Source organism: Pseudomonas sp. NFIX10 (assembly GCF_900111955.1).
Classification (GTDB): Bacteria; Pseudomonadota; Gammaproteobacteria; order Pseudomonadales; family Pseudomonadaceae; genus Aquipseudomonas; species Aquipseudomonas fluorescens_AA.
Genome location: NZ_FOKH01000006.1, coordinates 104,935 through 128,098, shown reverse-complemented (window position 1 = coordinate 128,098; position 23,164 = coordinate 104,935). Strand labels below are relative to the sequence as shown.

The 23,164-nt window shown below is 63.0% G+C and carries 18 protein-coding genes and 1 pseudogene; 6 read left to right on the top strand and 13 right to left on the bottom strand.

Annotated features, from left to right (window positions below):
* Positions 1–32: 32 nt before the first annotated feature.
* On the top strand, positions 33–947 hold the full coding sequence (locus BM321_RS07740; RefSeq protein WP_092442102.1) for a sugar kinase: 915 nt from the start codon (positions 33–35) through the stop codon (positions 945–947).
* A 124-nt stretch (positions 948–1,071) separates the two neighbouring features.
* Here BM321_RS07740 and BM321_RS07735 read toward each other — a convergent pair whose 3' ends face one another.
* Positions 1,072–1,347 carry a peptidylprolyl isomerase gene (locus tag BM321_RS07735; RefSeq protein ID WP_019690952.1) on the bottom strand — a complete coding sequence of 92 codons (276 nt, stop codon included), beginning with the start codon at positions 1,345–1,347 and terminating at the stop codon, positions 1,072–1,074.
* Between the two features lie 48 nt (positions 1,348–1,395).
* On the bottom strand, positions 1,396–3,933 hold the full coding sequence (locus BM321_RS07730) for a hybrid sensor histidine kinase/response regulator (protein ID WP_092442101.1): 2,538 nt from the start codon (positions 3,931–3,933) through the stop codon (positions 1,396–1,398).
* Between the two features lie 132 nt (positions 3,934–4,065).
* Here BM321_RS07730 and BM321_RS07725 point away from each other — a divergent pair, with 132 nt between their 5' ends.
* The gene (locus BM321_RS07725) at positions 4,066–5,184 is read left to right on the top strand and encodes a PilT/PilU family type 4a pilus ATPase (RefSeq protein WP_092442100.1); all 1,119 of its coding nucleotides are present in this window, start codon (positions 4,066–4,068) and stop codon (positions 5,182–5,184) included.
* Positions 5,185–5,287: 103 nt separating this feature from the next.
* Here BM321_RS07725 and BM321_RS07720 read toward each other — a convergent pair whose 3' ends face one another.
* The 4 genes from BM321_RS07720 to BM321_RS07705 form a co-directional block, all read right to left on the bottom strand.
* Positions 5,288–7,243, bottom strand: a complete 1,956-nt coding sequence (locus tag BM321_RS07720; protein WP_092442099.1) for an acetoacetate--CoA ligase — start codon at positions 7,241–7,243, stop codon at positions 5,288–5,290.
* Positions 7,244–7,440: 197 nt separating this feature from the next.
* Positions 7,441–8,217, bottom strand: coding sequence for a 3-hydroxybutyrate dehydrogenase (locus BM321_RS07715; protein WP_092442098.1), 777 nt, complete (start codon positions 8,215–8,217; stop codon positions 7,441–7,443).
* 7 nt (positions 8,218–8,224) lie between these two features.
* A complete protein-coding gene (locus BM321_RS07710) occupies positions 8,225–9,616 on the bottom strand; it encodes a GntP family permease (protein ID WP_092254326.1) in 1,392 nt (463 codons plus the stop codon).
* Positions 9,617–9,916: 300 nt separating this feature from the next.
* Positions 9,917–11,332 (bottom strand): sigma-54 interaction domain-containing protein, encoded by a 1,416-nt coding sequence (locus BM321_RS07705; RefSeq protein ID WP_092442097.1) that lies wholly within the window; start codon positions 11,330–11,332, stop codon positions 9,917–9,919.
* A gap of 196 nt (positions 11,333–11,528) precedes the next feature.
* Here BM321_RS07705 and BM321_RS07700 point away from each other — a divergent pair, with 196 nt between their 5' ends.
* The 3 genes and pseudogenes from BM321_RS07700 to BM321_RS31225 all read left to right on the top strand — a co-directional run bounded on the left by BM321_RS07700 (position 11,529) and on the right by BM321_RS31225 (position 13,214).
* Positions 11,529–11,720, top strand: a complete 192-nt coding sequence (locus tag BM321_RS07700) for a TIGR02450 family Trp-rich protein (protein ID WP_092442096.1) — start codon at positions 11,529–11,531, stop codon at positions 11,718–11,720.
* A gap of 159 nt (positions 11,721–11,879) precedes the next feature.
* Positions 11,880–12,659, top strand: a pseudogene (locus BM321_RS31230) (PAS domain-containing protein); the annotation flags it as partial.
* A 108-nt stretch (positions 12,660–12,767) separates the two neighbouring features.
* A complete protein-coding gene (locus BM321_RS31225; RefSeq protein ID WP_371856612.1) occupies positions 12,768–13,214 on the top strand; it encodes a methyl-accepting chemotaxis protein in 447 nt (148 codons plus the stop codon).
* A 21-nt stretch (positions 13,215–13,235) separates the two neighbouring features.
* Here the strand turns inward: BM321_RS31225 and BM321_RS07690 are convergent, their stop codons facing one another.
* The 6 genes from BM321_RS07690 to BM321_RS07665 form a co-directional block, all read right to left on the bottom strand.
* Positions 13,236–14,810, bottom strand: coding sequence for an ABC transporter ATP-binding protein (locus BM321_RS07690; RefSeq protein ID WP_092442173.1), 1,575 nt, complete (start codon positions 14,808–14,810; stop codon positions 13,236–13,238).
* 26 nt (positions 14,811–14,836) lie between these two features.
* Complete coding sequence (locus BM321_RS07685; protein WP_092327532.1) at positions 14,837–15,859, bottom strand: ABC transporter permease; 1,023 nt, start codon at positions 15,857–15,859, stop codon at positions 14,837–14,839.
* Complete coding sequence (locus BM321_RS07680) at positions 15,859–16,917, bottom strand: microcin C ABC transporter permease YejB (protein WP_092442094.1); 1,059 nt, start codon at positions 16,915–16,917, stop codon at positions 15,859–15,861. Before BM321_RS07680 ends, BM321_RS07685 begins: the two co-directional genes overlap by 1 nt.
* Positions 16,917–18,785: an extracellular solute-binding protein gene (locus BM321_RS07675; RefSeq protein WP_092442093.1), complete on the bottom strand. Its 1,869-nt coding sequence runs from the start codon at positions 18,783–18,785 to the stop codon at positions 16,917–16,919. The genes BM321_RS07680 and BM321_RS07675 overlap by 1 nt, the downstream gene beginning before the upstream one ends.
* A gap of 126 nt (positions 18,786–18,911) precedes the next feature.
* Positions 18,912–19,193 (bottom strand): peptidylprolyl isomerase, encoded by a 282-nt coding sequence (locus BM321_RS07670; protein WP_072405155.1) that lies wholly within the window; start codon positions 19,191–19,193, stop codon positions 18,912–18,914.
* Positions 19,194–19,289: 96 nt separating this feature from the next.
* The gene (locus BM321_RS07665; protein WP_092442092.1) at positions 19,290–20,159 is read right to left on the bottom strand and encodes a lipase family alpha/beta hydrolase; all 870 of its coding nucleotides are present in this window, start codon (positions 20,157–20,159) and stop codon (positions 19,290–19,292) included.
* Between the two features lie 323 nt (positions 20,160–20,482).
* Here BM321_RS07665 and BM321_RS07660 point away from each other — a divergent pair, with 323 nt between their 5' ends.
* Positions 20,483–21,544 (top strand): hypothetical protein, encoded by a 1,062-nt coding sequence (locus BM321_RS07660; protein ID WP_256573394.1) that lies wholly within the window; start codon positions 20,483–20,485, stop codon positions 21,542–21,544.
* A 157-nt stretch (positions 21,545–21,701) separates the two neighbouring features.
* On the opposite strand, the gene BM321_RS07655 is transcribed toward BM321_RS07660, so the two are convergent.
* Complete coding sequence (locus BM321_RS07655; RefSeq protein WP_092442090.1) at positions 21,702–22,772, bottom strand: 3-deoxy-7-phosphoheptulonate synthase; 1,071 nt, start codon at positions 22,770–22,772, stop codon at positions 21,702–21,704.
* Between the last annotated feature and the right edge of the window lie 392 nt (positions 22,773–23,164).

Here is a 23,164-nt window from a genome sequence, read left to right as displayed (position 1 = left end):
TGCCAGACATCACCGAACCATCAGGATCACCCATGAACCACGCCAAACCCCGCATCGCCCTGATCGGCGAATGCATGATCGAACTGCAACAACGCGCCGACGGCAGCCTGCTGCAAAGCTTTGGCGGCGATACCCTGAACACCGCTGTGTACCTGTCCCGCGCCTTGGGCGACAGGGGCGCGGTGGATTACGTCACCGCCCTGGGCGACGACAGTTTCAGCGATGCCATGTGTGAGCGCTGGGCCGAAGAAAACATCGGCCTGCAACGGGTCCAGCGCTTGCCTGGACGCCTGCCGGGTCTGTATTGCATCCAGACCGATGCGGCGGGCGAGCGGCGATTCCTCTACTGGCGCAACGAGGCGGCGGTGCGCGAGTGTTTTACCACCCCGGCCGCCGCACCGATCCTGGCGGCATTGCCGGATTACGATGTGCTGTACTTCAGCGGCGTCACCCTGGCGGTGCTCGGCGAGCAGGGGCGCGCCAGGCTCATCGAAACCCTGGTCGAGGCCCGTCGCCGTGGGGCCCAGGTGGTGTTCGACAATAATTACCGGCCAAGACTCTGGGCTTCGATCGAGGCGGCGCGGGCGGCGTATCGCAGCGTCCTGCCCCACGTGGAATTGGCCCTGCTGACGGTGGAAGACGAGCAGGCACTGTTCGGCTATGCGGACACTGACGCGGTGTTCGCCGCCTATGGGCAGTTCGGCACGCCGGAAGTGGTGCTCAAGCGCGGTGCCGAGGCCTGCCTGATTCGGTGCGATGGCAAGTCTTATGAGATTCCCGCTCAACGGGTCGAGCGTGTGGTGGACACCACGGCGGCGGGGGATTCATTCAGTGCCGCGTACCTGGCGAGCCGCTTGCTGGGGGGGACTCCGGCGGAGGCGGCCGAGGCGGGGCATCTGTTGGCGAGCCGGGTGATCCAGGTGCCGGGGGCATTGATGCCAAAATAATTAAGTGGGCACAACACCTGTGGGAGCGAGCTTGCTCGCGATAGCGGTGGGTCAGCTTGCAGAGATATTGACTGTATCGCCGCCATCGCGAGCAAGCTCGCTCCCACAAGCGCCAGGCTCAGTTTCAATCCCGGTAGAACACCTGCACCAGGTGATAGCCGAACTTGCTCTTGATCGGCCCATGCACCACCCGCAAGGGCTTCTTGAAGATCACCGCATCGATCGCACCGACCATCTGCCCCGGCCGCACTTCGCCCAGGTCGCCGCCGCGTTTGCCCGAGGGGCAGGTGGAGTATTTCTTGGCCAGCACATCGAAGGCTTCGCCCTTGGCGATGCGTTGCTTGAGCTGTTCGGCTTCTTCGGCGGTTTTCACCAGGATATGGCGGGCTTGGGCTTTCATTGCAGCGGTGACCTGAACGGTGCGACGGGGCGGCGATTATGCCTCAAGTCAGCTGTCATGGTTGATCATCGTCCGAATCTTGTTGGCCAGCAGATCGAGGGTGAAAGGCTTGGCGACCATGTCCATGCCCTGGTCGAGGAAACCCTGGCGCTCGGCGGCTTTCTGCGCGTAACCGGTCATGAACAACACTTTCAGCCCCGGGCGGTGCTGGCGGCCGATTTCCGCCAGTTGCCGGCCATTCATGCCCGGCAGCCCGACGTCGGTCACCAACAGGTCGATGCGCTGCTCCGATTCCAGCAGGGGCAGGGCCGTCATGGCGTCCTGGGCCTCCAGGGCGGTGTAGCCCAAGGTCTTCAACAGGTCGAGCACCAGCATGCGCACCGCCGGTTCATCTTCCACCAGCAACACGGTTTCCCCGGCGATGGCCGGCGGTACGTCGACCGTCTCCGCCGTGGTGGGTTGTTGGGCCGGTGCAACGTGCAAGCGCGGCAGGTACAACTGCACCCGCGTGCCCTGGCCCGGCACGCTGTCCAGGTTGAGGTGTCCACCCGACTGTTGGGCAAACCCGTAGATCATCGACAAGCCCAGGCCGGTGCCCTGGCCGATGGGCTTGGTGGTGAAGAACGGGTCGAAGGCCTTGGCCAGCACGGCGGGGGTCATGCCGCTACCGTTGTCGCTGACCGCGATCATCACGTAGTCGCCGGCCTTGACCGGTTCGAGGGTGTTGATGTCAGTGCCGTCGAGATAGACGTTGGCGGTTTCGACGATCAATTCGCCGCCGTCGGGCATGGCATCGCGGGCGTTGATCACCAGGTTGAGCAGGGCGTTTTCCAGCTGGCTGGCATCGGTGCTGACCGGCCACAGTTCGTGGGTCAGTTGCAGTCGTAGCACGATGTGATCGCCGGTGGTCCGGCTCAGCAGGTCTTCGAGCGAGCGCACCAGTTCGTTGGCGTCCAGCGGCTTGCGGTCCAGGGACTGGCGGCGGGAAAACGCCAGCAGCCGATGGGTCAGGGCCGCGGCGCGGTTGGCCGAGGACACCGCCGCTTCGGTGAAGCGCCCGATCTCGGCGGTGCGGCCGGCGGCGATGTAGCGTTGCATCAGGTCGAGGCTGCCGAGGATGCCGGTGAGCATGTTGTTGAAGTCATGGGCAATGCCGCCGGTGAGTTGGCCCACGGCCTCCATTTTCTGCGCATGGCGCAGGGCTTCTTCGGCGCGCTCGCGTTCGAACATCTCGCTTTGCAGGCGGTGGTTGGCTTCGGCCAGTTGCTGGGTCCGGGCGATGACCCGTTCCTCCAGTGTTTCGTTGAGGTTGCGCAGGGCCTCCTCGGTTTTCCGGCTCTCGGTCTCGTCGATCACGAAGATGTAGAAACCGTTCACCGCCCCGTCCGTCCCGTGGCGAGGCAAGTAGTTGATCAGTGCATGGCGCGGGCGACCGTCGCGATGGTCCATCTGCAAGGTGAAGCTGCACGGTTTGCCGGCCAGGGCATCGGCGATCTGTTGGGCGCGGGCGGCATAGGCCTCTTCGCCGAGCACTTCGCGGATGGTCTTGCCGTAGAGCTCCTGCGGGGTCAGGCCGTACCAGTCCAGGTAGGCGCTGTTGTTCAGCCGGAAGCGCTCTTCGCGGTCCACGTAGCTGATGAGGATCGGCATGGCGTTGATGATCAGCTGCAGCTCGGTCTGGCTCTGGCGCAGGGCTTGCTCGGTGCGCTTGCGTTCGGTCAGATCCAGGGCCGCGCCCAGAAAACGCTTGGGCCGGCCGTGGCGGTCCTTGTAGCAACGGCCGCGCACGTACACCCAGCGTAATTCATCGTTGGGCTGCAACAGCCGGTACTCTTCGGCGTATTCGGTGCCATGGGTGATGCAGTGCTTGATGCTGCGGGCAACCATCGCCCGGTCCTCGGGATGCACGCCTTCGAGGTAGGCGCTGATGGGCAGCTGGCGCGACAGGTTCGGGTCGACGCCATGCAGCAGGGCGAAATGCGCGTCGGCGATGAAGCGGTCTTCGCTGATGTCCCAGTCCCAGGTGCCCAGCGCGTCGGCGGCGGCCAGGGCCAGTTGCAGGCGCTCTTCGCTTTCGTGCTGGGCCTTGAGGCTGGCCTCGGAGCGCCGTTCGAATTCCATGGCCAGGCGGCGGCGCTCGCTGGTCTCGATGGCGGTGACCAGGATGCCGGCGACGCTGCCGTTTTCGTCATGCACCGGGCTGTAGGTCAGGTCCAGCCAGACATCGCAGAGGCGACCGGCGAAAGGCACGCGCCAGCGCTGATCGCGGCAGGTGTGCGTCTGGCCCTGCAATACGCGGTGGTAAATCCCTTCGGTCGTCCCTTTGAGTTCGGGCCATGCTGTATGGGTCGGCTGGCCGAACGCCCGGGGGTGCTTGTCACCGGTCAGTCGACCGAAGGCGTCGTTGTAGAGGTGGGTCAGCTGCGCGCCCCACAGCAAGGCCATCGGCATCGGCGAATGGAGCATGATGTCCACGGCGGTGCGCAGGCTCTGGGGCCAGTTTCGGGCAGTGCCCAGTGGGGTCTGGGCCCAGTCCACCTGGCTGACCAGGCGCTGGGCATCGCTGCCGGCGGGTGTCGCGTTCATCACGCGATCCCTGGCTGTCGTGTCTGTACCACGGCGTCTACTATCCTTTGGGGAAAGTAAGTGCGGGCGGGTCTGAAGGGTTTCATGTTCGGCTCAACTTGTTTCATTGATGTCTCGCGGAAGTTTCAGTCCATGGAAATCGATCCGTTGTTGCGAATCCTGGCGAGCCAGAATGGTTCCGACCTTTACATGTCTACGGGGGCGCCGCCGTGCGCGCGTTTCGAGGGCGTGCTCAAGCCCTTGGGTCACGAGGCCTTCAAGGTCGGCGACATTGCCCGGCTCGCCGAGTCTTTGATGGACGCCGAACAGCGCCTTGAGTTCGATCGGGAACTGGAAATGAACCTGGCGATTTCCCTGGCCGGCGTCGGGCGGTTCCGGGTCAATGTCTTCAAGCAGCGCAATGACGTGTCCATGGTGATCCGCAACGTCAAGCTGGACATTCCGCGCTTCGAAGACCTGAAACTGCCCCGGGTGCTGTTGGACAGCATCATGCAGAAACAGGGGTTGATGCTGTTCGTCGGCGCGACAGGTTCGGGCAAGTCGACTTCCCTGGCGGCGCTGATCGATTACCGCAATCGCAACAGCAGCGGCCACATCATCACCATCGAGGACCCGGTGGAGTATATCCATCGGCACAAGAAATCCATCATCAACCAACGAGAAGTCGGTGTCGACACCCGCAGTTTTCATGCGGCCCTGAAAAACACTTTGCGCCAGGCGCCGGACGTGGTGCTGATCGGCGAAATCCGCGATCGGGAAACCATGGAGCATGCCCTGGCGTTTGCCGACACCGGGCACTTGGTGATTTCCACCTTGCATGCCCATAACGCCAACCAGGCCCTGGACCGGGTGATCAATTTCTTCCCGGAAGAGCGCCGGCCGCAGTTGTTGAATGACCTGGGCAACAACCTCAAGGCGTTCGTTTCCCAACGCCTGGTACGCACCCGTACCGGCCAGCGGCGGGCGGCGGTGGAGGTCATGCTGGGTTCGCCCACGGTGGCCGACCTGATCCGGCGCAACGAGCTTGGCGAGCTCAAGGGCATCATGGAAAAGTCAGAGGAAATGGGCATGCAAACCTTTGACCAGGCACTGTTCAACCTGGTGGTCGAAGGTGCCATCGATGAGGAGGAGGCACTGAAAAATGCCGATTCGGCGAACAACCTGCGGTTGCGTTTGAAGCTGCATACCGAGTCGGGGGCGCTGGCGCCACCGGCCGCTCCGGAGGCGGGCGAGTGGGGGCTTATGGATTGATCGGGTTATCGCTCATCGCGAGCAAGCTCGCTCCCACATGGGATCTGCCAATCACCGGAGTTCTACTGTGGGAGCGAGCTTGCTCGCGATGAGGCCCTGACGGTCAGCTCGCAAGCTCCGGCCGATCCCGAAACTGCTCCAACGCCTCGGGGTTGGCCAGGGCATCGGTGTTCTTCACCGCCTCGCCATGCACCACGTTGCGCACCGCCAACTCCACCACCTTGCCGCTGATGGTCCGCGGAATATCACTGACCGCGAGGATCTTCGCTGGCACATGCCGTGGCGTGGTGTGGGTCCGGATGACCTGGCGAATCCGCTGTTCCAAGGCGTCATCCAGCGTCACACCATCGCGCAGGCGCACGAACAGCACCACCCGGACATCGCCCTGCCATTGCTGGCCAATGGCGACGCTGTCCAGCACCTGCTCGACCTTTTCCACCTGCCGATAGATTTCCGCGGTGCCGATGCGCACGCCGCCAGGGTTGAGCACGGCGTCGGAGCGCCCATGGATCAACAGGCCGCCGTGGGGCAGTTCCTCGGCGTAGTCGCCTTGGGCCCACACCCCGGGAAACTGGGCGAAGTAGGACGCGCGAAGTTTTTCCTGCCGAGGGTCGTTCCATAAACCAATGGGCATCGCCGGGAAATGCCGGGTGCACACCAGCTCGCCTTTTTCCCCGATGACCGGGTTGCCGGCCTCATTCCAGACCTGCACGGCCATGCCCAGGCTCTTGCCCTGCATTTCGCCCCGGCGCACCGGCGACAGTGGGTTGCCGTTGACGAAGCAGGACACAATGTCGGTGCCGCCGGACATCGAGGCCAGGCAGACGTCGGGCTTGATGTCCCGGTAGACGTAGTCGTAGCTATGGGGGGCCAGCGCTGAACCGGTGGAGAGGAGGGTCTTCAGGCTGTCCAGGCGGTGCGTCTGCCGGGGCTTGAGGCCTTCGCTTTCCAGGGCAGCGAGGAATTTGGGGCTGGTGCCGAAGACGCTGATGCGCTGCTGGTCGATCAGGTCCAGCAAGCGCTCGGGGCCGGGGTGGAACGGCGAGCCATCGTAGAGCACCACCGCGCTACCCACGGCGAGGGCCGACACCAGCCAGTTCCACATCATCCAGCCGCAGGTCGTGTAGTAGAACAGCCGATCCTCGGGGCCGAGGTCGACGTGCAGGCCATGTTCCTTGACGTGTTGCAGCAGCACGCCACCGGTGCCGTGGACGATGCACTTCGGCACGCCGGTGGTGCCGCTGGAGTACAGGATGTACAGCGGATGGTCGAACGGAACGCTGACGAATTCCGGTTCGCCACCGTGTTGATAGAAGTCGTTCCACAACGCGACCGCGGCTGGGGTCTCGAAGTCCTCGGGGCGGGCGCCAGGCTGGGCATAAGGCAACACGATCAGTTGTTGCAGCGATGGCAGCCGTTCGAGGATTTCATTGACCTTGGCCCGCTGGTCGATGACCTTGCCGGCGTAGCGATAACCGGCGCAGGTGATCAGCACCTTGGGCTCGATCTGGCCGAACCGGTCGATGACGCCCTGGGTGCCGAAGTCCGGTGACGAGCATGACCAGATGGCGCCCAGGCTGGTGCTGGCGAGCATGCCCACCAATGTCTGCCAGGTGTTGGGCATGCAGGCGGCGACCCGGTCACCCCGGATGACGCCAGCGGCTTGCAGGCTTTTCTGCAGGCCGGCGACATGGGCGGCGAGTTCGGCCCAGGTCAGTTGTTCCTGGTCGCCGTTCTCGCCCAGCGCCACCACCGCGACGGCGTCGTCGCGGCGGCGCAGCAGGTGCTCGGCGAAGTTCAGCGTGGCGCCAGGGAACCACTGGGCGCTGGGCATTTGCGCACCCTCCACCAGTACCGCGTCGGGAGCGTGGTGAAAGTGGATCTCGAAGAAGTCGACGATGGCCTGCCAGAAGGCCTCGCGCTGGTCGATGCTCCAGGCGTGCAGGGCGGGGTAGTCATTCAGTTGCAGGTGATGCCGCGCGTTGACGAACCGGCGAAAGGCGTTCATGCGCGACTGGGCGATGCGTTCGGGGCTGGGTTGCCAGAGGAGGTCGGACATGGGGTGCCTCTTGTTTTCTTATGTACACACTATAGAGCGACTCAATCCTGTGGCGAGGGGGATTTATTCCCTCTCTGTGGGAGCAAGGCTTGCCCGCGATGGCCGCACTGCGGTTTAACAGCTAAACCGCGTTTTCGTTCATCGCGGGCAAGCCTTGCTCCCACAGAGCGGAGATGAATCCCCTCGCCGCAAGGGATCTACTGAGCCAACCACCCACCATCGATATTCCACGCCGCGCCCCGCACCTGGCTGCCGGCTTCGCTGCACAGGAACAGCACCAGTTCCCCCAGTTGCGGCGGGGTGACGAATTCCAGGGACGGTTGTTTCTCGGCCAACAGATCATGCTGCGCCTGTTGCGGGTCAACGCCGGCGGCAATGCGGTCGTCGATCTGTTTTTGCACCAGTGGCGTCAGCACCCAGCCTGGGCAGATGGCGTTGCAGGTCACGTTGCTGGTGGCGGTCTCCAGGCCGACCACCTTGGTCAGGCCGATCACCCCATGCTTGGCCGCGACATACGCCGCCTTGCCCACCGAGCCGACCTGGCCATGCACCGAGGCGATGTTGACGATCCGGCCCCAGCCTTTGGCGCGCATGCCCGGCAGGCTCAGGCGGGTGGCATGGAACACCGAGGACAGGTTGATAGCGATGATCGAGTCCCAGCGCTCCACCGGAAAATCCTCCACGGCGGCCACGTGCTGGATCCCGGCGTTGTTCACCAGGATGTCCACGCCGCCGAACTCGCGCTCGGCGTAGGCGAGCATGTCGGCGATTTGCGCCGGGTCGCTGACATCGGCCGGATGATGACCGACCTTGCCGCCGAATTGTTTGACCTCGGCGATCACCGCCGAGGCATCGCCGAAGCCGTTGAGGATCAGGTTGGCGCCGGCCTTGGCCAGGCTCAAGGCGATGCCCAGGCCGATGCCGCTGGTAGAACCGGTGACCAGGGCGGTCTTGCCCGAAAGAGGAGTTGTCATGGGAACCTCACACAATGCCAGTAGCGTAGAACACAGCGATCACGAAGAACACCGCGAGGGTCTTGATCAGCGTAATGCAGAAAATGTCTTTGTAGGCTTCGCGGTGGGTCAACCCCGTCACCGCCAGCAGGGTAATCACCGCGCCGTTGTGGGGCAGGGTGTCCATGCCGCCGCTGGCCATGGCGGCCACCCGGTGCAGCACTTCCAGGGGAATGTTGGCGGCGTGGGCGGCGTTGATGAAACTTTCGGACATCGCCGCCAAGGCGATGCTCATGCCGCCCGAGGCGGAGCCGGTGATGCCCGCCAGCAGCGTGACCGTCACCGCTTCGTTGACCAGTGGGTTGGGAATGTTCTTTAGCCAGTCGGCCAGCACCAGGAAGCCCGGCAAAGACGCGATGACCGCGCCGAAGCCGTATTCCGAAGCGGTGTTCATCGCCGCCAGCAACGCGCCGCCCACGGCGCTCTTGCTGCCTTCGGCCAGCTTGCTGCGAATGGCCCGGAAGCCGAACAGCAAGACCATGATGATGCCCACCAGCAACGCTGCTTGTACTGCCCAGATCGCGGTGAGCTTGGCGATGTCGCTGGTCACCGGTGTCGCCATGCCCGGCAGCGCCAGGCTGTGGGTCTTGCCGTACCACTGTGGAATCCACTGGGTGAACAGCAGGTTCATGATGCCCACTGCCAGCAGTGGTGAAACGGCGATCCACGGGTTCGGCAGTTTGATGTCTTCGGCGGTTTCCGGCTCGTTGCGCAGCTCGGTGCCGTAGCCTTCGCCCGCACGTTGGGCCTTGTTGCGCTGGCGTTGCAAAAACAGCATGCCGAGGCTGAACACGAAGAGTGTACCGATCACCCCCAGCCACGGTGCGGCCCAGGCGGTGGTGTTGAAGAACGTGCTGGGGATGATGTTCTGGATCTGCGGCGTGCCGGGCAGGGCGTCCATGGTGAAGGAGAACGCACCGAGGGCGATGGTGGCCGGGATCAGACGCTTGGGGATATTGCTCTGGCGGAACATCTCGGCGGCGAACGGGTACACCGCGAACACCACGACAAACAGCGACACGCCGCCATAGGTCAGCAAGGCGCAGACCAGCACGATCACCAGCATGGCCTGGCGCGTCCCCAGCAAGCGAATCGCCGCGGCGACGATGGAGCGAGAGAACCCCGACAGTTCGATCAGCTTGCCGAACACCGCGCCGAGCAGGAACACCGGGAAATACAGTTTGATGAAGCCGACCATTTTCTCCATGAACACCCCGGTGAATGCGGGGGCGACGGCGGAAGGGTCGGTGAGCAGGACGGCACCGAGGGCGGCGATGGGGGCAAAGAGGATAACGCTGTAGCCACGGTAGGCAGCGACCATCAGCAGCGCGAGGGCTGCCAAGGCAATGATCACACTCATGGTGTGTCTCCTGGATTGTTATTGTTGTGGTGATGCTATGGAGGGGCTTTAGCGAGTTTTGTGCCAGGTGTGTAACTGGCTGAAATATAAGGAAATTGTTTGGTTTAGTAGGGGCGAAGCAAGGGTTTTGTCTCTGTTTGGAGATTTTTATGGGGTGGGCTGGCCTCATCGCGAGCAAGCTCGCTCCCACAGTTGGGCGCGTAGCTCAAGAGAACCCCATAATCTGTGGGAGCGAGCTTGCTCGCGATGAGCGCAAAGCACTCCAAAACCGGCAGTCTATATTTTGAGAATGAAGTCTCTTTATTGAGATTCGGCAATCCCCAATGCCACCATCTTCTTGTACAACGTCGACCTCCCCAGCCCCAACCGCTCGGCCGCTTCCACCACCTTGCCGCCGCATTGCGCGAGGGTGGTTACGATCAATTGTCGGTCGAAGCGCGCCCGGGCCTGGCTGAAGGTTTCATGGGGCAGGGGTTCGAAGCTCACGTCCGCTGGGCGCGTTACCGGCATGAAGGTCCCGATGGCCGCGCGGATGTCCGCAGCCGTGAGTATCAGGTCATCGCTGAGCAGCGCAGCCCGTTCCAGCACATTGCGCAGCTCGCGGATGTTGCCCGGCCAGGCGTGTTGCCGCAGCAGGTCGAGGGCGGCGGGGTTCAGTTCGTGCCGGCTGCGCAACTCTTCCAGGATCGCCTCGCTCAGGGCCGGTAGGTCATCCAGGCGTTCGCGCAAGGGCGGGACCCGGATCGGCAGCACGTTGAGGCGGTAATACAGGTCGGCGCGGAACTCTCCGCGCTTGATCGCCGCTTCCAGATCCATGGAGGTGGCGGCGATGATTCGCACGTCGCTTTGCAGCACCTCGTTGGAGCCCACCGGTTCGTACTCTTTTTCCTGGAGCACCCGCAGCAGTTTGCTTTGCAGCGGCAGCGGCATGTCGCCGATCTCGTCGAGGAACAGCGTGCCGCCCTGGGCAATCTGCAGTTTGCCGGCACGGCCCTTGCGGTCGGCCCCGGTAAAGGCCCCCGGGGCGGTGCCGAAGAACTCGGCCTCCAGCAGCGATTCAGGAATCGCCGCGCTGTTGATGCTGACGAACGCCTTGTGCGCCCGCGGCGAAGCGCTGTGGATGGCCTGGGCCAGCAGTTCCTTGCCGGTGCCGGTTTCGCCGAGCAGCAGCACCGGCGAATCGGCGCTGGCGCTGCGTCGGGCACGGCGCTTGACCTCAAGGCCGGCGCTGCTGGTGCCAATGAAATGGGCAAAGTTGTACTTGGTTTGCCGCGCCCGTAGCAATGAGCGGGTGGAGGCCAGTTCTTCCTGCATGCTCAGGTAGCGCTTGAGCATCGGCGACAGGCTGCGCAATTCATCGAACAAGGCAAAGCCGATGGCGCCGATCACCGCGCCCGCGCTGTCGTGGATCGGCAGGCGCATCACCACCAGCGGCTCCTTGGGCGTGTCCTGCATGTCCAGCAGGATCGGGCGCCCGGTGCGCACCACTTCGCGCAACAGGCTGCCCGGAATCACGCTCTCGCACGCCCGGCCAATCGCGTCTTGCGCCGAGTTCAGGCCGAAACGGCGGGCGTAGCGCTCGTTCATCCAGACGATGTTCGCATCACGGTCGACAATCACCGTGCCTTCGCTGGACTGCTCGATGATCTCGAACAACGAACGGATCGCCAGCGTGCGCACGCGCTTGTAATCCTTGAGGCTTTCGGTGGGGTTCATCGGGCATTTCCAGAGAGGAGGGATTTGCCGGCAGCCATGGACGGGCGCCAAGAGCCGCATTATGCCGGGGGAAGTCCCAAGATCGAAGCGCCACCGTTATTTTCGGGGTTAACTTGTACGGGTAGCTGTTTTTGTACATGATCCTGCCCGGGTTTCCTGCCTTTTTTGGTGAACACGTGAATTCAATCCCCGTAAGTTGAAGCTCTCCAAATGGACGGCCTGCGCGCCAGTCAATCGGGAAAAGCATTTTCTGGTCACCGAATTGATCTTTGACGAGGCGGGAGCTCCTGTACAGATTAAGCTTCAGTCAGTTCACAGCGGGCGCGTGGAGCTGTTCGACTGGTCAGAGTTGCGCGATGACAAACGCTGGAAAATCGGTTGGCATTAAGCCGTTGGGTGAATATTCCGGCTTCGCAATTTCTTGTACAAATAAATAAAATTGTACAATTTATGGGAGGATAGTGGCTTAATGGTTCCTCTCTAGCAAACAAGGCATCGTGCCTTCAGTTGGCTGCGGCCAAGCACTTACGTTTCCGGAGTGGTATCCATGTTCATTCGCACCCGCAAGCATCAGGAAACCTTGCACCCGATTCAGGCCAGGCAGGCTATTCTCGAGACCGAGCGAGCCGCTTTCCATCAGGCAATGGCGATTATCGAACTCGATCCGGCTGGGCAGGTGCTCGGTGCCAATGCGTTGTTCTTGAAGATGCTGGGCTATTCCCTCGAGGACATTCAGGGCAAGCATCACCAGATGTTCTGCGAGCCTGCCTACGCGCGCAGTCGGGAATATGCCGCTGTGTGGCAACAGGTGGGGCAAGGCCTGAGTGTCGATGCACAGTTCTTGCACCTGGCCCGCGACGGGCATGGGTTGTGGGTGGAGGCCCGCTACATCCCGGTGCTGGACCAGGAGGGAAAGCTGCAACGCGTCATTGAAGTGGCCCGGGACGTTAGTGAGCATGTCCTTCGGACCCAGACCGAGTCCAGCTTCAGGCACGCGATCGACCGCTCCATGGCGGTCATCGAGTTCGACCTCAATGGTCAGGTGGTGAATGCCAATGCGAATTTCCTCAAGGTGATGGGCTATCGCCTGGAGGAGGTTTGCGGCCAGCACCACCGCCTGTTCTGCAAGCCCAGTGAGGTCCAGAGCGACGCGTATCGCCGGTTCTGGGCTGGATTGAATCGGGGGGAGTATGTGACCGGCCTGTTCCAGCGTATCGACAAGCAAGGCGCCACGGTCTGGTTGCAGGCAACCTACAACCCGCTCTACGACGCCCAGGGAAGATTGTACGGCGTGGTCAAGTTCGCCACCGATCACACCCGCGAGGTCGAGCAGCGCCAGAGCGAATCCAACGCGGCGCGGCTGGCCTTCGAGACGTCCCGGCAGACCGACGAGCACACCCGGCTTGGCACGGCGGTTGTCCAGGAAACGGTCACCGTGGTGCAAAGCATCGCCGATGAACTCCAGCGGGTGGCCACGGGAATCAGTGCGCTGAGCGCCCAGTCCGAGGAAATCGGCAGCATCGTCGATGCCATCCGGGGGATCGCCGAACAGACCAACCTGCTCGCGCTCAATGCGGCCATCGAAGCGGCGCGCGCCGGGGAACAGGGGCGGGGATTCGCCGTGGTCGCCGATGAAGTGCGCAACCTGGCACGGCGCACGAGCCAGGCCACGGTGGCCATCACCGAAGTCGTCGGCAAGAACCGCGACCTCGCCAGGCAAGCGGTGACCAGCATGCAGTCCAGCACCCTCAAGGCGGAGCAGGGCGTGAAGCTGGCGAACCAGGCGGGTACCGTTATCCTCGACATCCACCGAGGGGCGCAGCAGGTCGTGGAGACCATTGGCGAATTTGCCCAAGCACTGGATCAGCGCCGCGACAGTTGAGCGCTACAGTCGCCGCGGCCTTTACCTGGGAAGTGCCGCCGCCAACAGCTCTTTGGTATAGGGATGCTGGGGCGAATCGAATACGTCGTGACTGGCGCCTTGCTCGACCACCTTGCCATCTTTGATCACGATCATGTCGTGGGCGAGGGCGCGGACCACCGCCAGGTCGTGGCTGATGAACAGGTAGGTCAGGCCGTGCTTTTCCTGGAGCTGGCGCAGCAGTGCGACCACTTGTTTCTGCACGGTGCGGTCCAGGGCCGAGGTCGGTTCGTCCAACAGAATCAGCGCCGGCTTGAGCACCAAGGCCCGGGCGATGGCGATGCGTTGGCGCTGGCCGCCGGAAAACTCATGGGGGTAGCGGTGGCGGCTCTGCGGATCGAGGCCGACTTCCTCAAGGGCCTGGATCACCCGTGCTTCACATTCCTCGGGGCTGGACGGGCTGTGGACTTCGAGGCCTTCGCTGATGATCTGCTGCACCGACATTCGCGGGCTGAGGCTGCCGAACGGGTCCTGGAACACCACCTGCATCTTCCTGCGCCATGGCCGCAATGCCTTGTGGGATAACTGTTCGAGGGCCTGGCCCTGGAAGTGAATGCTGCCTTCGGATTCGACCAGCCGCAGGATCGCCTGGCCGAGGGTGGACTTGCCGGAACCGGATTCGCCGACGATGCCCAGGGTCTTGCCGCGCTGGACGCTCAGGCTGATACCGTCCACGGCGCGCAAATATTCCTTGCGCCGGAACAACCCGCCGCCCAGGGCAAAGCTCACGCGCAGGTCCCGCACCTGCAACACGTCTTCGCGCTCATCCCGGGGCAGGGCCTCGCCTTCCGGTTCGGCGTGCAGCAGCACGCAGCTGTAGGGATGTTTCGGTGCGCTGAACAGGGTTTCGCACGGCGCCTGCTCGACGATTTCCCCGGCCTTCATCACGCACACCCGTTGCGCGATGCTGCGCACCAGGTTCAGGTCGTGACTGATCAGCAGCAAGGACATGCCGAGCCGTTGCTGCAAGGACTTGAGCAACAGCAGAATCTTGCGTTGCACGGTCACGTCCAGGGCGGTGGTCGGTTCGTCGGCGATCAACAGCTCCGGCTCGCAGGCCAGGGCCATGGCGATCATCACCCGTTGCCGCTGGCCGCCGGACAGTTGATGGGGGTAGGCCTTGAGCCGCTCGGCGGGTTTCTGGATGCCCACCAGGGCCAGCAGCTCCAGAATACGCTCGCGCGCCGCCTTGCCGCCCAGGCCCCGGTGCAGCATCAGGGTTTCACCGATCTGCTTCTCGACGCTGTGCAGCGGATTCAGCGAGGTCATCGGCTCCTGGAAGATCATGGCGATGCGGTTGCCGCGCAACTCCCGCAGGGTCTTGGCGTCGGCGCCCAGCAGTTCCTGGCCGCGATAGCGAATGCTCCCGGTGGTGCGGGTGCCGGTTTCGGGCAGCAATTGCAGGATCGAATGGGCCGTCACCGACTTGCCGGAACCCGACTCGCCCACCAGGGCCAGGCATTCGCCGGGGCGGATGTCCAGGCACAGGTTGCGCACCACCGTCTGGTCGTTGAAGGCCACGCTCAGGTCGCGGATTTCGATCAGGTTGTCGCTCATCTCAAGGGTCCGCTTCATGGTTGTTTTCAAGAGCGTGGGTCGAACGCGTCTCGCAACGCTTCGCCGATAAACACCAACAGGGAAAGAATCAGGGCCAGGGTGAAAAATGCTGTCAGCCCCAGCCATGGCGCTTGCAGGTTCTGTTTGCCCTGGGCGATCAACTCGCCCAGGGAGGCGCTACCGGCCGGCATGCCGAAACCGAGGAAATCCAGGGCGGTAAGGGTGGAGATCGCCCCGGTGAGGATGAAGGGCAGGTAGCTCAGGGTGGCGTTCATCGCGTTGGGCAGGATATGCCGCACGATCACTTTGCGATCACTGAGCCCCAGGGCCCTGGCCGCCTTGACGTACTCCAGGTTGCGCCCGCGCAGGAACTCGGCGCGGACCACGTCCACCAGGGCCAGCCAGGAAAACAGCGCCATGATCCCCAGCAGCCACCAGAAGTTCGGCTCGACGAAGCCGGACAGGATGATCAACAGATAGAGCACTGGCAGGCCGGACCAGACTTCCAGCAGGCGTTGCCCGAGCAGATCCACCCAGCCGCCGTAATACCCCTGCAACGCACCGGCGGCGATGCCGATCAGCGCACTGATGGCGGTCAGGGCCAGGGCGAACAGGATCGACACCCGCGCGCCGAAGATCACCCGGGCCAGCACGTCCCGGGACTGGTCATCGGTGCCCAGCCAGTTCACCGATGAGGGTGGGCTCGGGGCGGGTTGGGTGAGGTCGTAGTTGGGGGTGTCATCGCTGAACGGGATCGGCGGAAACCACAGCCAGCCGCCGTCCTTGTGGATCAGGTTCTGCACGTAGCTGCTGCGGTAGTCGGCCTGGAACGGCAACTGCCCGCCAAATTCCTGCTCGGTGTAGCGCTTGAATACCGGGAAATACAGCGAGCCCTGGTAGCTCACCACCAGTGGCTTGTCATTGGCGATCAACTCGCCGCCCAGGCTCAGGATGAACAGACCGATGAACAGCCACAACGACCACCAGCCCCGGCGGTTTTTCCTGAAACGCTCGAAGCGTCGACGGCCCAAGGGGGAAAGCTTGAACATCAGGCGTTCCTCGCGGCGAAGTCGATGCGCGGGTCCACCAGGGTGTAGCAGAGGTCGCCGATGAGTTTGATCAGCAGGCCGAACAGCGTGAAGATGAACAGCGAGCCGAACACCACCGGATAATCCCGGGACACCGCGGCCTCGTAGCTCATGCGGCCCAGCCCGTCGAGGGAAAAGATCACCTCGATCAGCAAGGAGCCGGCAAAGAACACGCTGATGAACGCCTGGGGAATACCGGAGACCACCAGCAGCATCGCATTGCGGAACACATGGCCGTACAGCACCCGGCGTTCGCTCATGCCCTTGGCTCGCGCCGTGACCACGTATTGGCGGGTGATTTCATTGAGGAACGAGTTCTTGGTCAGGATCGTCAGGGTGGCGAAGCCGCCAATCACCAGCGAGGTGACCGGCAGCACCAGGTGCCAGAAATAATCGGCGATCTTGCCCAGCGTCGACAGCGACTCGAAGTTGTCCGACACCAGCCCGCGCACCGGAAACCAGTTCAGCGAGGTGCCGCCGGCGAACACCACGATCAGGAACATCGCGAAGAGGAACGCCGGCATGGCGTAGCCAATGATGATCGCGGTGCTGCTCCACACGTCGAATGCCGAGCCGTGGCGCACGGCCTTGCGAATGCCCAGGGGAATCGACACCAGGTACGTGATCAAGGTCGCCCAGAGCCCAAGGGAAATGGTCACCGGCATCTTTTCCAGGATCAGGTCGGTGACCGTGGCGCCGCGGAAGAAGCTCTTGCCGAAGTCGAGGCGCGCATAGCTGCTGAGCATCAGCCACAGGCGCTCGTGGGCCGGTTTATCGAAGCCGTATTGTTTCTCGATGTCCTTGATCAGTTGCGGGTCCAGGCCGCGACTGGCGCGGGAATTGCCGCTCATCTCATTGCCCGAACCGCCGACGCTGGTGCCGCCGATGCCTTGTAGGTGGGCGATGGCCTGTTCCACCGGCCCGCCGGGTGCGGCCTGCACGATGACGAAGTTCACCAGCAGGATAATCACCAGCGTGGGAATGATCAGCAGCAGGCGCCGCGCGATATAAGCCCACATCAATGCGGCCCTCCGGGTGTGCCGCGCCTGATGCGTTCGGCGCGCATCTGCTCGTTGGTCAACGGTGTGGTGCTCACTTCCCACCAGCTTTCGATGGCTTCGTCATTGCTGGCCTGAACCTTGGGCATGCCGAAGCGGTTCCACCACACGGTCGAGCTGCCCGGCGGGTAATAGTTGGGGATCCAGTAGTAATTCCATTGCAGCACCCGGTCCAGGGCGTGGGCATGGCGCAGCATGTCGGCTTGGGTGCTGGCCTTGACCAAACCATCGATCAGCGCGTCCACCGCCGGGTCCTTCAGGGCCATGTAGTTGTTGGCCCCCGGATCGTTGGCGGCCGCCGAACCGAAGTAGTTGTAGAGTTCCATGCCCGGCGAGGTGCTGACGGGGTAGGCGGTGATGATCATGTCGTAGTCGCGACTCATCAGGCGATTGACGTACTGGGAGGCGTCGATGCGGCGAATGCTCATGTCGATGCCGATTTGCGCCAGGGTACGTTTGTAGGGCAGCAGCAGGCGGTCGATACCGTTCTGGCTGTTCAGGAAGGTAAAGCTCAGCGGTTCGCCCTCGGCATTCACCAGGCGGTCGCCGTCGGGTTTCCAGCCGGCCTGTTCCAACAAGGCCAGGGCTTGCAATTGTTTGTCGCGGATCACGCCGCTGCCATCGGTTTTCGGGGCCTGGAAGACCTGGGTGAAGACTTCGTCGGGAATCTGTCCGCGCAACGGCTCCAGGATCGCCAGCTCGCCGGCATCGGGCAATTTTCGGGCGGCAAGGTCAGTGTTGGAGAAGTAACTCTGTTGACGCACATAGACGTTGCGCATCATCTGGCGGTTGCTCCATTCGAAATCCCAGAGCATGGCCAGGGCCTGGCGCACGCGGCGATCCTGGAACTGCGGTTTTTGCAGGTTGAAGACAAAGCCCTGGGCGGCCTGGGGCGCCTCTTTGGCCAGGTGGGCCTTTTGCAGGCGGCCGTCCTGCAGGGCCGGGCCGTCGTAGCCGATGGCATAGCCGGTGGCGGAGAATTCGCGATTGTAGTCATAGGCGCCGCCACGCAGCACCTGGCGAGCGACGTCAGTGTCGCCAAAATACTCGATGCTGAAATGGTCGAAATTGTAGAGCCCACGACTGACCGGCAAATCCTTGCCCCACCAATCGGCATTGCGCTCGAACGTGATGCTGCGCCCGGAATCGACCTTGCTCACCCGGTAGGGGCCACTGCCCAGTGGCGCCTCGTAGCCGCCGCCGTTGGCGAAGTCGCGCGTCTTCCACCAATGTTCGGGTAAGACCGGCAGGGTGGCGATGTCCAAGGGCAGGGTGCGGCTTTCGTTGTTCTTGAAGTTGAAGCGCACGGTGCGCTCGTCCTCGACCACGACGTCCTTGACCGCCGCGAACTGGGTGCGATAGCGCAGGCTGCCTTGGGTCATCAACAGCTCGAAGCTATAGCGCACATCCTGGGCGGTGATGGGCTTGCCATCGGCGAAGCGGGCCTTGGGGTTGAGGTAGAAGCGCAGGGACAGGCCATCGTCGGCACGCTCCATCTTCTGCGCCACCAGGCCATAGACGGTATAGGGTTCATCCAGCGAGCGCTGGGCCAGGGGCGAGTAGAGCATCCCGTCGATCTGGCTGACGCCGATGCCTTTGTCGATGTAGGGCAGGATGTGGTCGAAGTGGCCAATCTCCACGGCCGAGCGGCGCATGGTCCCACCTTTTGGTGCCTGGGGGTTGGCGTAGGCGAAGTGGCCGAAGCCTTCGGCATATTTGGCGGGTTCGCCATAGACGGTCAGGGCATGTTGCGGTGCTGCATCGACGCCGGCGGCGCCTGTCAGCAGGACCATGGCAATCAATAGCAGTGAAGGGAACGCCAGTCGCATTGTCAGCCTTAGAGCCGGGTGATCGATGACACGATTTGTACGCGAGCGGGGCCTGAATCGCCAGTCCCGCGAGACCCAAGCACAACGGCCCACCGAAGGGCGGGCCGTTATGCCGATAAACCGGGATCAGTCCTGGCGGCTGGTGACTTCCAGCAGGTGGTAGCCGAACTGGGTCTTGACCGGGCCTTGGACGGTGTTGATCGGTGCGCTGAACACCACGGTGTCGAACTCCTTGACCATCTGGCCCGGGCCGAACGAACCCAGGTCGCCGCCCTGACGGCTGGACGGGCAGGAAGAGTTGGCCTTGGCCACTTCGGCGAAGTCGGCACCGGCTTCGATCTGGGCCTTGAGTTCGTTGCACTTGTCTTCGGTGGAAACCAGAATGTGGCGGGCAGTGGCTTTGGCCATGGGGCAAATTCCTTTCGATGTATTTAAAGGTGTGGAGCCTACCGGATTCATTGGCGGGGTGTTGTCAAAATTGCGTCAAAACCTTGGGCCTGGCGATCAAAGGCCGGCTTTGCGCAGGCGCTCGGCGTGGCGCAGGTAAAGCTCTGCCGGGTCTGTCCCCTTGCAGGCCTTGCCGCCTCCCGGGCTGATGGCCTCCAGGTGGTTCATGGGATAGTCGGAGCGAATGACCTTGCCCAGGTGCGAACTGAAGCGCCCGACCAGGCCGTCGTTCTGCCCGGCTTCGGTGATGAAGTATTCGGAAAAGGCGCGGCAGAAAACCTGCACAGGCTCCCGTTCTTTGTCCGTCGCCTCTGGCAACGTGCCGCTCCATGAGTAGTAGCGCACGCCGTTGACCCGTTCCGGACCGTTCCCGCCCCAGTGCTTCGGCAGGCCCTGGGGGTACTTGTCATTAAAGGCGCCCACGGCCTCGGTGGTCAGCGCCGGCAGCGCGGCGACAGCGGCCGGCGATAGCTGCGCCTGGCCGTCCAGCAGCGAGATGAAATCGGCGAAGAGCGTGGCGACGCCCCGTGCCACGTGTCCTGGCAGCCGTCCGGGCGTGAGGGCCTTGCGCAGGAAGTCGGCCAGTTCGGAGCCATGGTTGGGGCCGCTGACCGAGGTGACCGAAGCCACCCTGTCGGGGGCCAGGGCGGCGGCATACCGGGCGGCCAGCGCACCCTGGCTGTGGCCGATCAGGTTGACCCGGGTGGCACCGGTGCCGGCCAGAACCCGATCGATCTGAATCAGCAATTGTTCGCCCCTGGCTTCGTTGGAATGGGTGGCCGACAGGTGCGGGATGAACACCCGGGCACCGCCTGCGCGTAGGGCCTGTTTGATGCCATGGAAAAGTTCGAAGCCGCCGATCTTGTCAAACCCGAACAACCCATGGACCAGCAGGATGGGAAATTGAGTGGTTGCATTCCGTTGCATGTTCGTACCTTTTTCGAGGAGGTTCACCTTGAGTTTGCGACTTCACTCTAATGCAGGCTCATCCTGTGCGGTGTAGGAAGAAACCGCTCTGATCCAGGGAAACTGGAATAAAAAAAGTGGGAAGAGTGGGAGGTAACCCAGCGGTACTTGAGGGTGTAGGAGGTCTCCTATAACCGCTGTCGTTTGCAGCTACAGGTTCGAGCGCCAAGGACCACTCGCGCTGTCGTCTTGTCTGGCTGTGGGTTTGGCGCGAGCGGGTTTTAATGGCTCCGCCGGGCGCCGTTATTCAAACGGTGCCTTCATCCAGGGACTGGAGCCTGTACATGATCACCTATCCATCGCTTCAACGATTCCGTTCAACCCCAGCAACAAGGCTGCCGCCACCGGTCCTGGCAGCGGCCAGGGACGGGGTGATCAACCCCGCTTGGCGCAACGCCGTGGTGACCGTCAAGCCTTATCCCATGATGACCTGCGGGGATGAGGTGTTGCTGCGTTGGCACGGCCTCAACAACGATGGCGAACCCTACCGGCATGAAGTGGCCGGGTTTGTCACGGAACGGCAAGTGGGGCGAGACGTCGTGTTCGTCGTGCGCGAACCGCATATCGCCGAGTTGGACGGCGGCTCGCTGGAGATCTCCTACCAGGTGACGGGCAAGCGGTTGCCGGCCACACTGTTTTCGGAACACCTGCAACTGGAGATCGGCGATGCATCGCCGCAACTGCTGCCTGCCATTGCCAAGGATGCGGTGAGGGGCAGCCTCGATCCGAGTCGGGTGCCTGAAGGCACATGGGTGAGCATTCGGCCCTACGCCAGGATGGCGGTCGGCGATCGGCTGATCCTGACGGCCAGCAAGGATTTCAAAGCGCTGTGGCGCGATGTGCTGGACATAGAAGCCCATGCGGTGGGCCGCGAGGTATCGCTCTGGATCGATCATGCGCTGATCGCGCCCCATTCCGGACACGACCTGGCCCTGACCTATGTCGTCAGGCGTGGACACTCGGTGCGTCGGGCTGAGCCCTTGTCGTTGCACATCGGGCCGCTGCAGCGCCCTGCGTTGAAGGCCCTTCAGATTCGGGAGATGAACGACGGTTGGCTGGAGGTCGACGACCTGCAAGAGGGGGTGTCGATTGTCATTGATGATCCCGGGCTTGAGGCGGGCGAGCTGGTCTGGTTGCAGTGCAATGGCAACTCCGCTTATGTGCTTGAACGCGAAATCACCGAGGCCACGGCAGGTAAACCGCTCATGTTCGTGATTCCCGCAAGTTACTGGCAGGACCAGCGCGACAGGTCGGTGAGCGTGTTCTATCAGGTCGAGCGCCTGGATGACGTCAGCCAGCGCTCCGAGTGGGTGACGGTCCGGGTGCGTTCCAGCACGTCGGGCTGAGGCTAGTCCCGCGCAATCCTTGTGGGAGCGAGCTTGCTCGCGATGACAGTGTGTCAGGCAACACCAAGGCCGGCTGAACTGACGCCATCGCGAGCGAGCTCGCTCCCACAAAGAGCTCCACCTGCCCCGGGTTCCAGGGGACGGTGGGTTCGGGACCTCAGGCTGGCAATTGCAACCGGCGATGAGCCTCGCGCAACAACTGCTCGGTGGACTCCCAGCCCAGGCAACCATCGGTGACCGAGACGCCGTAGCGCATCGACGGGCCCAGCGGCTGGCAGCCTTCGAACAGGTGGCTTTCGAGCATCATGCCGATCAGGGAGCGGTTCCCTTGCAGCCGTTGGTCCAGCACGTCATTGAACACCTGCGGCTGACGCAGCGGGTCCTTGCCGCTGTTGGCGTGGCTGCAGTCCACCATGATCCGCGCGGGTATCTTGAGGCGGGTCAGGTCGCTGTGTATCTGCGTGACGCTCTGGCGGTCATAGTTCGGTCCGCGATGACCGCCGCGCAGCACCAGGTGGGTGTCAGGATTGCCCGGCGTCTGGATGATCGCCGGATGCCCCTGGCTGTCGACGCCGAAATGCCGATGGGGATGGGCGGCGGAGCGCATGGCGTCGCAGGCGATGCCGACCCCGCCGTCCGTGCCGTTCTTGAACCCCACCGGCATGCCCAGCCCGCTGGCCATCTCCCGGTGGATCTGCGATTCGGTGGTGCGAGCGCCAATGGCGACCCAACTGAGCAGGTCATCGAAGTAACTGGCAGCCAGGGGTTGCAACAGTTCGGTGGCGACGGGCAGGCCCAGTTGCAGCATTTCGCGCATCAACTCCCGGGACAAGGTCAGGCCGGCGGCCATGTCGTCGCTGCCATCCAGGCCGGGATCGTAGGCCAAGCCTTTCCAACCCACAGTCGTGCGGGGCTTTTCCACGTAAGCGCGCATGACCAACAGCATGCTGTCGCTCACTTCGTGGGCCGCGCGAGCCAGGTTCGCGGCGTATTCGAGGGCGGATTCGGGGTCATGGATCGAGCAGGGGCCGACGATGACCAGCAGGCGGGCGTCTTCGCCGTTGAGGATCGCGCGGACGGCCTGGCGATGGACGCTCACTTGGTGGCTCAACGCGGTGCTGAGCGGCAATTGATGCTTGAGTTGCAACGAGCTCGGCAGACGCAGGGTCAGGGCTTCGTTGGCAGGGTTGAGCGTGGACAGCGGCAAAGCAGAGACGGACGAATTCATGATCTGGCTTCCTGGACGGGCAGCGGGTTCGTTCCCGCGCCGGTCCTAGTGGGGTGTTCGACAATTGGCCGTATGGGCCCGCAATTGAGGCTTGCCACCGGTAGGTGACCGATCGGAGGCGGCAGGCTGTCCCGAGCGGTGGCTGGTAAATCGCCAGGCGGAAAAACTGTCGTAACGGTAATAAGTGGCGTAGTTCATGGCTCAATCCTCAAGTTGTCTGGTGCTGCAAATGTGTGGGGCCGGAAAAACAAAACCCCCGGTCGGGAGGCCGACCGGGGGTTTGGAAAACTCTGGAAGGCGACCCGTTTTAAAGTGGGCGCCGGTTGGGTATCAGGCGCGCCAGTGGCTAAACCAATACCCAAAATAAAAGCTGACCGGAGTTTGAACGCTGT